This is a genomic window from Rugamonas aquatica, from assembly GCF_009380215.1.
GTDB lineage: Bacteria > Pseudomonadota > Gammaproteobacteria > Burkholderiales > Burkholderiaceae_D > Rugamonas > Rugamonas aquatica_B.
In genome coordinates this window covers 493,113-505,733 of the sequence record NZ_WHUG01000001.1, presented here as the reverse complement: position 1 = coordinate 505,733, position 12,621 = coordinate 493,113, and the positions used below count along the sequence as shown (strand labels likewise).

The 12,621-nt window shown below is 65.5% G+C and carries 12 protein-coding genes; 8 read left to right on the top strand and 4 right to left on the bottom strand.

The genetic code is table 11. The features are described from left to right. Positions 1 to 86 precede the first annotated feature (86 nt). The 6 genes from GEV02_RS02250 to GEV02_RS02225 are packed head-to-tail and all read left to right on the top strand — an operon-like array spanning position 87 to position 4,575. The gene (locus GEV02_RS02250; protein WP_152836306.1) at positions 87 to 806 is read left to right on the top strand and encodes a GNAT family N-acetyltransferase; all 720 of its coding nucleotides are present in this window, start codon (positions 87 to 89) and stop codon (positions 804 to 806) included. After that, positions 797 to 1,039, top strand: a complete 243-nt coding sequence (locus tag GEV02_RS02245) for an acyl carrier protein (protein WP_152836305.1) — start codon at positions 797 to 799, stop codon at positions 1,037 to 1,039. The genes GEV02_RS02250 and GEV02_RS02245 overlap by 10 nt, the downstream gene beginning before the upstream one ends. After that, positions 1,036 to 1,857, top strand: a complete 822-nt coding sequence (locus GEV02_RS02240; RefSeq protein ID WP_328595692.1) for a hydrolase 2, exosortase A system-associated — start codon at positions 1,036 to 1,038, stop codon at positions 1,855 to 1,857. The genes GEV02_RS02245 and GEV02_RS02240 overlap by 4 nt, the downstream gene beginning before the upstream one ends. Then, positions 1,854 to 2,687: a hydrolase 1, exosortase A system-associated gene (locus GEV02_RS02235; protein ID WP_152836304.1), complete on the top strand. Its 834-nt coding sequence runs from the start codon at positions 1,854 to 1,856 to the stop codon at positions 2,685 to 2,687. Before GEV02_RS02240 ends, GEV02_RS02235 begins: the two co-directional genes overlap by 4 nt. After that, positions 2,681 to 3,931, top strand: coding sequence for a glycosyltransferase (locus tag GEV02_RS02230; RefSeq protein ID WP_152836303.1), 1,251 nt, complete (start codon positions 2,681 to 2,683; stop codon positions 3,929 to 3,931). Before GEV02_RS02235 ends, GEV02_RS02230 begins: the two co-directional genes overlap by 7 nt. Beyond that, on the top strand, positions 3,928 to 4,575 hold the full coding sequence (locus tag GEV02_RS02225; protein WP_152836302.1) for a tetratricopeptide repeat protein: 648 nt from the start codon (positions 3,928 to 3,930) through the stop codon (positions 4,573 to 4,575). The genes GEV02_RS02230 and GEV02_RS02225 overlap by 4 nt, the downstream gene beginning before the upstream one ends. Before the next feature lie 3 nt (positions 4,576 to 4,578). Here the strand turns inward: GEV02_RS02225 and prsR are convergent, their stop codons facing one another. The 3 genes from prsR to GEV02_RS02210 are packed head-to-tail and all read right to left on the bottom strand — an operon-like array spanning position 4,579 to position 9,363. Further along, positions 4,579 to 5,925, bottom strand: coding sequence for a PEP-CTERM-box response regulator transcription factor (gene prsR / locus GEV02_RS02220; protein WP_152836713.1), 1,347 nt, complete (start codon positions 5,923 to 5,925; stop codon positions 4,579 to 4,581). Positions 5,926 to 5,941: 16 nt separating this feature from the next. After that, positions 5,942 to 7,981, bottom strand: coding sequence for an XrtA/PEP-CTERM system histidine kinase PrsK (gene prsK, locus GEV02_RS02215; RefSeq protein ID WP_174998929.1), 2,040 nt, complete (start codon positions 7,979 to 7,981; stop codon positions 5,942 to 5,944). After that, the gene (locus GEV02_RS02210) at positions 7,981 to 9,363 is read right to left on the bottom strand and encodes a TIGR03013 family XrtA/PEP-CTERM system glycosyltransferase (protein WP_328595691.1); all 1,383 of its coding nucleotides are present in this window, start codon (positions 9,361 to 9,363) and stop codon (positions 7,981 to 7,983) included. The genes prsK and GEV02_RS02210 overlap by 1 nt, the downstream gene beginning before the upstream one ends. A 184-nt stretch (positions 9,364 to 9,547) precedes the next feature. Between GEV02_RS02210 and nadB the strand changes: the two genes are divergently transcribed. Both nadB and GEV02_RS02200 read left to right on the top strand, forming a co-directional pair. Beyond that, entirely contained in the window at positions 9,548 to 11,161 is a 1,614-nt protein-coding gene (nadB, locus tag GEV02_RS02205; RefSeq protein ID WP_152836301.1) for an L-aspartate oxidase, read from the top strand. 10 nt (positions 11,162 to 11,171) lie between these two features. After that, a complete protein-coding gene (locus GEV02_RS02200; protein ID WP_152836300.1) occupies positions 11,172 to 11,708 on the top strand; it encodes a GNAT family N-acetyltransferase in 537 nt (178 codons plus the stop codon). 48 nt (positions 11,709 to 11,756) lie between these two features. Here the strand turns inward: GEV02_RS02200 and GEV02_RS33225 are convergent, their stop codons facing one another. Then, positions 11,757 to 12,539 carry a PEP-CTERM sorting domain-containing protein gene (locus GEV02_RS33225; RefSeq protein ID WP_235922592.1) on the bottom strand — a complete coding sequence of 261 codons (783 nt, stop codon included), beginning with the start codon at positions 12,537 to 12,539 and terminating at the stop codon, positions 11,757 to 11,759. Between the last annotated feature and the right edge of the window lie 82 nt (positions 12,540 to 12,621).

Genomic DNA, 12,621 nt, shown 5'->3' with positions numbered 1-12,621 from the left:
GCATGACGTTCGCTTGTGCTGGCTCAAACTCGCCGCGTCGAGGGGGGAGTCTAATTCGAATTCCGCTCACACTCGGACCCGCCGCCATGACTACCGGCCTGCGTCACACGTATGCAGAACTAGGTTGGCTCAACGCCATCCTGTACTGGCTAGGCCACCTGCTGGCGGCGGCCAGCGCGGGTTCCTGGGCGCTGCATCGCTACCATTTTGTCGCCCAGTACGTCGGCGACATTCCGCTGTGCGACGGACGCGGGCTGGACATCGATATCCGCGAACAGACCGCCGCCGACGCCAGGCCGGCCGACTACCCCCGTCCGGGCAGCGTGGTGAACCAGCGCTACGCCCAGGGTGCGAGCAGCCTGGCGGCCTGGCGCAAAGGCCGGCTGGCTGGCTTCCTGTGGCTGATCTCCGATGCCTATCTGGAAGACGAGGTGCGCGTGCGCTACCGGCTGGCATCGTCGCGCGCGGCATGGGATTTCGATGTCTGGGTGCGGCCGGAAGAGCGTGCCGGCTGGGTCTTCCCGCGCTTGTGGGAGGCCGCCCGCCGCCACCTGCGACAGCGTGGCGTGCGCTGGACCTGCAGCCGGATTTCCGCCTTCAACCCGGCCTCGATGCGGGCGCATGCGCGCATCGGCGTGGTCCGGCTGGGCGGCGCGGTCTTCCTGCGCTGCGGCCGCTGGCAATGGATGGGGGCAACCCTGGCGCCGTATTTCCACCTCTCGCGCCATCCATCCGACTACGCGCAATTGACGCTCGACACCAGTTCACTGTCAGACACTCTACCCCAGGAGTCCACATGTCCGTAACCGATCAAGTTTGCCAGATTCTGCGCTCCACGCTGGGTCTGGGCGCCAGGCCGCTGGAACAGCAAACCCTGTTGCTCGGCAGCCTGCCCGAGCTCGACTCGATGGCGGTCGTCAACCTGATCGTCGCGTTGGAGGAGCGATTCGGCTTCATCGTGGAAGACGACGAGATCAGCGCCGCCCACTTCGCCACGGTCGGCACCCTGAGCTCCTTCGTGCAAGGAAAGCTGGCGTGAGCCCCCATCTTCAGCGGCCCCACGCGGAACCCTTCTTTCTCGCGGCGGATGTGGGCGAGCGCTTTTGTCTGTACCATCCGCCCCACCCGGATGTGCCGTTGCGCGGTTCCGTGCTGTATGTGCATCCATTCGCGGAAGAACTCAACAAAAGCCGGCGCATGGCTGCTCTGCAGGCGCGCGCCTATGCCCGCGCCGGCTACGGCGTGCTGCAACTGGACCTCTACGGCTGCGGCGACAGCAGCGGCGATTTCTCGGATGCTCGCTGGCATCTGTGGCTGGCGGACCTCGCACTGGGCTGGCAGTGGCTGACGCAGCGCTGCACCGCGCCCGCCTACCTGTGGGGCCTGCGGCTGGGCGCCTTGCTGGCCCTGCAGTTCGCCGCGCAGGCGCGGCCGCTGCCGGCGGGACTGGTGATGTGGCAGGCGGTCGTCAGCGGACGCGCACATCTGCATCAATTCATGCGTCTGCACAGTGCCGCCAGGATGTTGGGCACCTCCCAGCCCGAGTCGTCGCTGCCGGCCAGGGCCAGCGAAGTGGCAGGCTACATGCTCGCTGCCGAACTGGCCGACGCCATCCGGCAGGCCGAAGCCTCCGGCGCGCCGCCCTGCGCGGTGCAATGGCTGGAGTTATCTCCCCCGGAGCAAGCCGTCGCGTTGCAGCCGGCTTCGGCCCTGCTGCTGGAGCGCTGGGAGCACGCCGGCGCCGAGGTGGACGCCTATCCGCTGCCCGGCGCCCCCTTCTGGACTACGCCGGAAATCGCCGAAGTCCCCGCGCTGATCCAGACCACGCTGGCCGCCATGCCGGTGCCCAGGCCATGAATGCTAAACGCCGGGCCGTGTATTTTTCCTGCAGCGGCTGCTGGCTGGTCGGCATCGTAGATTTCCCGGCGGCGCCCAAGCCGCGCGGCGTGCTCATCGTCACGGGTGGGCCGCAATACCGCGTCGGCAGCCACCGCCACTTCGTCTTGATGGCACAGGAGCTGGCCGCGTCCGGCACTCCGGTGATGCGCTTCGACTATCGCGGCATGGGAGACAGCGAAGGCGAACCGCGCAACTTCGAACAATTGGACGACGATCTCGATGCCGCCATCGCCGAGTTCTTCAGGCTGCTGCCGGCCATGAAAGAGCTGGTCCTGTGGGGTCTGTGCGACGGCGCCACCGCCGCCGCCTGCCACGCGGTACGCGATCCCCGCGTTACCGGGCTCGTCATGCTCAATCCCTGGGTACGTACCGAACAGGGCCACGCCCGCGCAACGCTGCGCCATTACTACGTGCAGCGCCTGCAGGAGCGTGGTTTCTGGCACAAGCTTGCCAGCGGCACGCTGCACATCGGACGCACACTGAATTCCGTCATCGAATTGGCGGCCGCAGCCAAACAACGCCCAGCGGCAGACCCGCCATCCTTGCCGCAGCGCCTGTATCGCGCCCTGTCCGGATTTCAGGGCCGCATCCTCATCGTGCTCAGCGGTGCGGACCTGGGCGCCAGGGAATTCTCGGCACTGCCGGAACACTACGCGTACTGGCGCAAGCTGCTTGACGGCCCGCGCGTGCATCTGCGCCAAGTGCAGCATGCCAACCACACCTTCTCAAGCAAACACTGGCGTGCCGACGTTTCTACCGCCTGTCTCGACTGGATCGCATCATGGTAAAACGCGTACTGATGATCGCCTACCACTACCCGCCGATGTGCGGCGGCAGCGGCATCCACCGCACGCTGGCGTTCACCCGCTATCTGCCGCAGCACGGCTGGCAGCCGCTGGTATTGACGGTCCACCCGCGTGCCTATGAAGACATCGGCATCGCGGACGATTCGCCCCATGTGCCCGTGCACCGCAGCTTCGCGCTGGACAGTTCCCGCCACCTCGCGCTGCGGGGGCGCTACCTCGAACTGCTGGCCCAGCCAGACCGCTGGATATCCTGGTGGCTGGGCGCGGTACCCGCCGGCCTGCGGCTGATCCGAAAATATCAGCCGGACGCCATCTGGTCCAGCTATCCCATCGCCACCGCCCACCTGATCGCGCTCAGCCTGCACCGGCTCAGCGGCATCCCGTGGATAGCCGACCAGCGCGATCCCATGATCGACACCGGCTATCCACCCGATCCCCGCCGCCGCCGCATCCACGGCTGGATCGAGCAGCAAGCCGTGCGCCGCGCGGCCGCCGTCGTATGCGCCACGCCGGGATCCTTGCACCGTCTGGGCCTGCGCCATGGGCCTGCCCACGCACAGCGCATGGTACTGATCGAAAACGGTTACGACGAATCGAGTTTCATCGGCGCCGAAACCGCACCGGCCCCGGCCGCAGCGCCCAACTGCCCGTTCACGCTGCTGCACAGTGGCGTCATCTATCCGTCCGAGCGCGACCCCGGCCCGCTGTTTGCAGCCCTGGCCAAGCTGCGCGACGAAGCCCGCCTCCTGCCCGAGGATTTCCGCCTGCGCCTGCGCGCCAGCGCGCACGACGATCATCTGCGCGCGCTGCTGCGACGCTACCCTGGCGCCGCCGACCTGATCGAACTGGCCCCGCCGCTCCCACACCGCGAGGCACTGGCGGAAATGCTGTGCGCCGATGGCTTGCTGCTACTCCAGGCCGCCAACTGCAACGACCAGATTCCAGCCAAGCTGTACGAATACCTGCGCGCCGGCCGCCCGCTGCTGGCCCTGGCCGACGCTGCCGGCGACACCGCAGCCGCCCTGCGCCACGCAGGCATCCACACCGTGGGCCAGCTCGACAACGCCGGCGATATCGCCACCCAATTGATGCGCTTTCTGCAGCTGTGCCGAACAAACCGGGCGCCGCGCGCCGCGCCCGCCCTGATCCTCAGCCATTCGCGCGCCGCCCGCACCCGCCAGCTGGCCGCATTGCTGGACCGCGCCAGCGCCCAGGAGCCGATATGAACCCCAGCACCCGTCTGATTCTTCCAGCCCTGCTGATCCTCGCCGTCGGCGCCGCCAACGCCATGCCGCCGCAGGCGGCCGGCGAAGACTGCGGCAGCTACGTGCGCCACGACCCCGGCGGCGATTACACCAATCCCACCGACCGCGAAGGCCTGAGCGTGGTCGAGAGCTACCACTTCACCCCCGAGGTCGAACGGCTGGTGCGCGGCGCGACCGGCTCGCTGGGCGCCGACATCAGCTACACCCTGGAACACTTTCCCAATCACCACCGCGCACTGGCGGCCATGACCAAACTGGCGCTGCGCGACAAGAACCGCAAGCCGGTCGGCGCCCGCTATTCCATCGATTGTTTTTTCGACCGCGCCATGCGCTTTCGTCCCGACGACGCCCGCGTCCACGCCTTGTACGGCGCCTACCTGCTGGGACTGGGCCAAGCCGTCGCCGCACTGGATCAGTTGAAGGAGGCGGCCAGGCTGGAGCCGGAAAACCCCACCACCCACTACAACCTCGGCCTGCTCTACGTGAAGCGCAAGGACTACGAACAAGCGCGCGCCAGCGCCCACAAGGCCTACTCCATGGGTTTCCCGCTGCCGGGGCTGAAGAACCAGCTGATGGCGGCCGGTCAGTGGCGCGAATCGGACTAGCCGCTACTTCAAGCCATGGTGGTTCATCAGGTCGTACAAGGTGGGACGGCTCACACCCAGCAGCTCGGCCGCCTTGACGATGTTGCCATCGACCCGCGCCAGCGCCTGCACCATCACCCTGTACTCGGCCGCCTCGCGGGCCTGACGCAGGTTGACGCTGGCCTCGCCCTCGGCGCTGTCCGGCAACCCCAGATCCGGCGGCGTGATCTGCGGACCATCGGCCATGATGACGGCACGCCGTATGCAGTTCTCCATCTCGCGAACATTGCCCGGCCAGGGATAGGCCTCGATCGCCGCCAGCGCCTCGGGACTGAAATGCAGCGCCGACCGCGACTCGCTGGCGCAGAACTTGTTCTTGAAGTGATGCGCCAGCAAGGCGCAGTCGCCCACCCGCTCCCGCAACGGCGGTATCGACAGCACGATCTCGCTCAGCCGATAAAATAGATCCTCACGGAAGCGCCCGCTATCGGCCAGCGACTTCAAATTCTGATGCGTGGCGCAGACGATGCGGACGTCGATGCTGATCTCGTGGCGCCCGCCCACCCGCTCGATCACCCGCTCCTGCAGGAAACGCAACAACTTGGCTTGCAGCGGCAACGCCATGTCGCCGATCTCGTCGAGGAAGAAGGTGCCGCCGTGCGCCAGCTCCAGCTTGCCCAGCGTCTGCCGCTGGGCGCCGGTGAACGCGCCTTTCTCGTAGCCGAACAATTCGCTTTCCAGCAACTGCTCGGGGATGGCCGCGCAGTTGATGGCGATAAAGCGCTTGTCATGACGCGCGCTCAGGCGATGCAAGCCGCGCGCGATCAACTCCTTGCCGCTGCCCGAATCGCCCAGCAACATCACCGACGCCGAAGACGGCGCCACCCGTTCCACGCTGCGGCACACCTTCAGCATGCCCGGATCGCGGCTGATGATGCCCGCCAGCGGCGAATCCGACTGAATTTGCAGCATGCGCCGGTTTTCCTGCTGCATCGTGTGCAGATAGAAAGCCCGCGCCACGACCAGCGACAGTGTGTCCGCATCCAGCGGCTTCTGGTGGAAATCATAGGCGCCCATGGCGATCGCCTTCAACGCATGTTCGCGCACCTGGTTGCCGGACAGGACGATCACCTTGGTATCCGGCGCCGCCGCCAGCATCTGCTGCAACAGGGCCAGCCCCTCGCGCGCACCGTCGGGATCGGGTGGCAAGCCCAGGTCCATGGTGACGACCGCCGGCTGATGCCGGCGCAGCTGCGCCATCGCCGACTCGCGATCGTCGGCCACCACGACTTCGTAGGCGTCCAGGCTCCAGCGCAGCTGCTTTTGCAAGCCCGTATCGTCTTCCACCACCAGCAATTTACTCTTCCCCATCATCTCGCTCCGAAGTTCAGGCCGCCGCCGCATCGGCATGCAGAGGTAGCACGAGACGGAAAGTGGTGCCGCGCGACGGCGCGCTGCTCACCTCCAACCGCCCGCCGATTTCCCGTGCATACTCGCGGCTCTCGAACACACCTATGCCCATGCCCGCGCTCTTGGTCGATTCGAACGGCTGGAACAGACGCTCGCGAATGAACTGCTCGCTCATGCCATGGCCGGTATCGCTGAGCTCGATCACGGCGGCGGCGCCGCTGCGCAACAGGCGCAAGGCCACGCGGCCATTGCGCGGCGTGGCCTCCACAGCGTTCTGGATCAGATGGCCGATCACCCGCTCCAGCCGCTGGCGATTGGCCAGCACCACCAGCTCAGTCCCACCTGGTTCCAGCACGGGCCGAGGCTCAAGCTGCGCGCAATCACGCACCACCTGCGCCAGCAAAGGCGCCAGCGGCAGCGGCTCCGAACGTTCGGGCAGCTCGTCGCGGCGCAGCTTCAACAGCAGCGTCTTCATCTTCGCCAGCGAATGCGCCAGCGTTTCCAGCATGTCTTCCTGAAACGCCGGATTGCTCTTGTGCCGTTCCGCGTTCACCAGCAGCAGCGACAGTTGCGACACCAGATTCTTCAAGTCATGCACGACAAAGGTGGACATGCGGTTGAACGATTCGAATTGCCTGGCCACCGCCAGACTGTCGGCCGACGCCTGATGCGCCAGGTAGCTGGCGGCTTGGCGGCCGGCGATCTTGAGCACGTCCCGCACCTCCCAGTTCAGCAGCAGCCTGGCGCGCGGCGGCGCCAGGCAAATGAAACCGAGCAGGCTACGCTCCAACATCAGCGGCACCACCAGCCACACGCCGTCGTCGCCGGCCAGCCAGTCCGGCAACACCAGTCCGCCGTAGCGATGCGGATCGGCCCGCCATTCAGGCATCTCGATCACCCATCCGCGTGCAGCCAGAAAGCTGCACAAGACGCCATCGGCCGCTTCGGCGGCCAACGGCAGCGGCATGTTCCAGCGCGCCACGGAGTGAAAAGCGGCGTCCTCGCGACGCAGCCACAGCAACCCGGCGGGACTTTCCACCAACTCCGCCACCGCCTGTATCGCCCGCTGCGCCAGCGGCGCGCTGTCCTCGGCCATCGCATGGGTGATACGTTGCCATTCCTGCCGGTAGTCGTAGCGTCCCTGATAGAAATGCTTGCTGATTAACACCTTCAACTGCGAGCGTACGGTGCCGGAAAACAGAACGCCCGACAGCAGCAGCCCGGCGCCGAACAGGCAGGCCAGCTGCATCAGCGTTCCCCACTCGCCGCCGATGTAGCGCAGATACCAGGCACTGCCCGCCATCGCCAGCAAGTACAGCGCTGAACCGAGCAGCGCCGCCGAACGAAACATCATCTGCCTCGACAGCAATAAGCCCTCGGCCCACACCGGGTTGCGCGCCACCGCCAGCCCCAACAGCGGCACGCTCAGCGCGTTGACAGCGCCGCGCGCGGCCCAGATTTCCTCATTAATGCGGCGGAACAGCAGCGCCTCGCTGTACAGATAGAAATCGTAGGCAAACAAGGCGCCCATGCCCAGGCAGGCGAACTTGATGCCCCAGCGCTCGCCCGGCGGCGTGCCCCGGTACAGGTGTTCGACCAGCAGCATGCCCAGCACCGCCAACCCCAGCCGGATAGCCACCAGCAACAGCAGACGCTGTTCAGCCGCAGCCAGCCAGGACGCCGCCGCCAGTCCGCAGACAGTCGCCAGCCAGGCGCGCCGGCCTCGGCTGCCACTGGTGTCGCCGCCGCTCCCGCCGCCGGCCAGCATCAGCAGCAAAGCCAGCCACGCGGCGGTGCGCAGCGCCTCCAACCCGTCCACCGCCGCCAGCAATGCCGGCCAGCGGACAGCGCCACCGGCCGCGACCGCCGCCCAGACCGCCGTCGCGAGGCAGGCGCCGCCGAACAGTCCGGCCCGTCCGCGCCGACGCCGGCCGGCGCGCAGCAGCAACACGGCCAGCAGAAAATAAGCCAGCGCCGCCAGGCCATAACTGATGCCGGCCACCAGCGGCCAGGACATCAGCGTCCGCCCTTGCCGAACAACACCACCTGCACCGTGTCGATCAGGATCAGCAGATCGAGGAACAGGCTGTTGTTCTTCACGTAATACAAATCGTATTGCAGCTTGCGCAGCGCATCGTCGACCGAGGCGCCATAGCTGTAGCGCACCTGCGCCAGGCCGGTGATGCCGGGCTTGATGCTGTGCCGTACGTTGTAATAGGCGATCTGCCCGCACAGCTGGTCGACAAAATACGCCCGCTCCGGACGCGGCCCGACAAAACTCATCTCGCCCTTGAACACATTGAGCATCTGCGGCAACTCATCGATACGCAGCTTGCGTATCCAGTGGCCGACGGCGGTCACGCGCGGATCGTTCAGCACCGCCCATTGCGGCTTGCCATCCTGCTCCGCGTCCAGCCGCATGCTGCGGAACTTCAGCACCTTGAACAAGCGGTTGTCGCGCCCCACCCGCTCCTGCTGGTAGAACACCGGCCCGCCATCCTCGATGCGGATCGCCAGCGCAGTCAACAGCATCACCGGCAGCGCCGCCAAGCAGATCGCTCCGCTGGCCAGCAAATCGAAGGCACGCTTGACCGCCGCCCGCAACATGCTCTGATCGAATCCGCCGCCGAAAATCAAATAGCTCGGCTGCAGGGAATCGACCCGGATCTGACAAGCCTCGCGCTCGAAGAAGCTGGCCGCGTCCGTGACCGGCACGCCACCCAGCGCGCACTCCAGCAGCTGACGCACCGGAAACGCGCCATTCCGGCGGTCGCCAACGGACACAACAATTTCATCAGCCGCATAGCGCCGCGCCAAGGCCAGCAACGACAGATCGGCCGGCAGCAGCATCGTACTCGGCACGCAAGACAGCTCGCCCGCCACCGGCACAAAGCCCACCACCTTGAACGCATGGAAGCCGACGCTGCTGGCCGCCAGCTCCAGGCAATCGCGCGCCGTGGCGCCGTCGCCGATGACGATCAAGCGCTGTTCCATCATGCTCGACTGTGCCGACGTGAACACCACCAGCCGCGCCAGCAGCACCGCAGCGGCGCCCAGCACGAACACCACGCTGCCCAGCCGGCCGAACTGCACGCCCGGGATCATATTGGCCAGCAGGTTCATCAAGCAAAAACCCAGCACAAACGACGGCAGAATGCGCAGCAAGGTACTCTTGATATCTTCGCGGGATTGATCGTGCTGGTACATGCCGAGCGTGCCCATGCTCAGCACCATCACCAGCGCGAACGCCAGCGCCGGCAGGTACAGCTGGTCGGCGCCATGCCGGCCCTTGAGCCACAACGGCGCGCTGGCCACCGCCGCCGTCAACAGCACCAGCAACTCCAGCAGCAACAGCATGAAGGCTATCTTGGACACATAGTGGTGGAATATCCTGATCACAATCCGCTCCCCGGCACCAAATAGCGGTGTAATGCCGATCATCGCCAACACTCAGCGGCGACGTCTTGAGCGGCCACAATCGGCTCGCCGGTTCCGGCCCGAAAACAGCGAAAAACGGCAGAATATGACGCGTTCATGACAAATGGTCTATAGTCATGGTTCTCTACCGCATCCAAACGTAATCATGAAATTTGATGTTGCAATTGTCGGCAGCGGACTGGCCGGCCTGTCGGTCGCCCTCCACCTGGCCGAAACGCGCACAGTCGCGATCATTTCCAAACGTGCCCTGAAGGATGGCGCCAGCAACTGGGCCCAGGGCGGCATTGCCGCCGTGCTCGATTCCGGCGACAGCCACAACCAGCACATCGACGACACCCTGATCGCCGGCGGCGGCCTGTGCGACGAAAGCGCCACGCGCTACATCGTCGAACACGGCCGCGAAGCGATCGAATGGCTGATCGAGCAAGGCGTGCCCTTCACCAAGGACGAGTCGGCGGAACTGGGCTTCCACCTGACCCGAGAAGGCGGCCACAGCCAGCGCCGCATCATCCACGCGGCCGACGCCACCGGCCACGCGGTGCAGGTGACGCTGGAAGAAAAAGTCCGCGCCCACCCGAACATCACGCTGTTCGAACACCATTGCGCGATCGACCTGATTACTTCAGACAAGCTGCATCCCGGCAAAAAAGGCAGCGGCCAGCCCAAGTGCTACGGCCTCTACGTGCAGGACGAGAAGACCGGCCAGGTGCTGACCTTCGCCGCCGAACACACGGTCATGGCCACCGGCGGCGCCGGCAAGGTCTACCTGTACACCACCAATCCCGACACCGCCAGCGGCGACGGCATCGCCATGGCCTGGCGCGCCGGCTGCCGCGTGTCGAACATGGAATTCATCCAGTTCCACCCGACCTGCTTGTACCACCCGTACGCCAAGTCCTTCCTGATCACCGAAGCGATACGCGGCGAAGGCGGCCTGCTGAAGCTGCCGCCTGAAGCCGGCGCGGCCGCAGGCACGCGCTTCATGCTGGCCCACGACGAGCGCGCCGAACTGGCCCCGCGCGACGTGGTCGCCCGCGCCATCGACTTCGAGATCAAGAAACGCGGCCTCGACTACGTGCACCTGGACATCAGCCACAAGCCGGCCGAATTCCTGATCGAACACTTCCCGACCATCTACGCGCGCTGCCTGGAACTGGGCATCGACATCACCAAGCAGCCGATTCCCATCGTGCCGGCCGCGCACTACACCTGTGGTGGCGTGGTGACGGACCTGCAAGGCCGCACCGACCTGCCGGGCCTGTACGCGGTCGGCGAGACCGCCTGCACAGGCCTGCACGGCGCCAACCGCCTGGCCAGCAACTCGCTGCTCGAATGCGTGGTCATCGGCCGCGCCTGCGCCACCGACATCGCCTCCAAGGACGTCGGCGAAGTACCCTATCTGCCGGACTGGGACGAGAGCCGCGTCACCGACGCCGACGAGGAAGTCGTCATCGCCCACAACTGGGACGAGCTGCGCCGCTTCATGTGGAACTACGTCGGCATCGTCCGCACCACCAAGCGGCTGGAGCGCGCCCAGCACCGCATCGCGCTGCTGAAGGAAGAAATCGACGAGTACTACCGCAACTTCCGCATCACGCACGACTTGCTGGAGCTGCGCAACCTGGTCGACGTCGCCAACCTGATCGTCAACAGCGCCCTGCAGCGGCACGAAAGCCGCGGCCTGCACTTCAGCCGCGACTATCCGGAAACGCTGCCGAAGGCGCTGCCCAGCATCATGACGCCGTCCCGCCGCAAATAAGGAGTCCTGCATGATCGCCGTGCGCGCCGCCCTGCCTGACGACATCCCCGCGATGGAAGCGTTGATCGCCCGCTCGGGTATCGAGCTCAGCGACGGCTTCTACAGCGAGGAGCAGGCGGCGGCCGTGACACGCCATGTGTTCGGCGTCGACACCCAGCTGGTTGCCGACCGCACGTATTTTTTGATCGAAAAGCATGGCGAACTGGTGGCCTGCGGCGGCTGGAGCAAGCGCAGCACGCTGTTCGGCGCCGACCGCACCAAGCAAGGCGCCGATCCGCTGCTCGACCCGGCGACCGAGGCGGCGCGCATCCGTGCCTTCTTCGTCGAACCGTCCGCGGCCCGCCAGGGACTGGGCCGGTTGCTGCTGAGCCATTGCACCGACGCAGCCGCAGCCGGTGGCTTCCGCACGCTGGAGCTGGCCGCGACGATGCCCGGCGTGCCGCTGTACCTGGCCTGTGGTTTCACTGTGGTGGAACGATTCGAGATCAACTTGCCGGGCAACGTCAGCGTGCCGCTGGCAAAAATGCGCAAAACCATAGGCGCATAAAAAAACGCCGGCCGGCATCTCTGCCGCCGGCGCTCTTCCTTCAGGCGCTTAAGCCGATTTCTTGCGGCGAGCCATAAAGCCCAGCAGGCCCAGGCCACCCAGCAGCATGCCATAGGTAGTTGGCTCTGGTACCGGTGGCGCTACCGAGCCGAAGCCATCCAGGTAAGCATAGCCGGTGTGGCCGGTAGGGCTGCAATCGGCAGCCAGCAGCGACAGCGTGAAGCTGTGACCGGACAGCGACTGATCTATGCTCAACTGTTCGAGCTGCCAGTTTGCGGTGTAGAACAGTTCACCGTTGGTGCTGAAGCGGCTATCCACGCCCGAACCGTCGAAACCGGCGTTGTAGCTGCGGCTGATCAGCAGCTGGCCGGTGGTGTCGTCGGTCAAGGTCAGCTTCATCAGCGCCGATTCGTCTTCCACGTGGCCGCCGTTTTCCAGCACGGCCTTCCAGGCGAAATAGATCTTCGATTCGGTGTAGTTGCTGACCTTCTGGCTGATCACCGTGGCGTTGCCGCCGTTGGTGGTGTCTTCCGCGCGATAGGCGTATTGGCCGCTGAGCACGGTCGTGCCCAGCAGAGCACCCAGGTTAGGGTCAACGTAGCTGGTGTCGATCACCGAACCACGGGTACCGTTGTCGCCGTTACGGCTGCCGCCTGGCAGGAACTGCGCTGGCAACAGGCTGGAGTTCGGAACACTACCGCGATAGCCGCCACCGGTGGTCCAGCCTGCAGTGGTGCCGGTTTCGAAGCCACCGTTACTAAAACCATCTGCATGGGCCAGACCCGTCAGGCCGACCATGGCTACGACACCTGCTAAAAATTGCAATTTCATCTAATTCGCTCCATTTGTTAATAGTATTAAAAAAACAAGCGAGATTATATTGCATTTAAATTATCTATAATTAATATTTTTT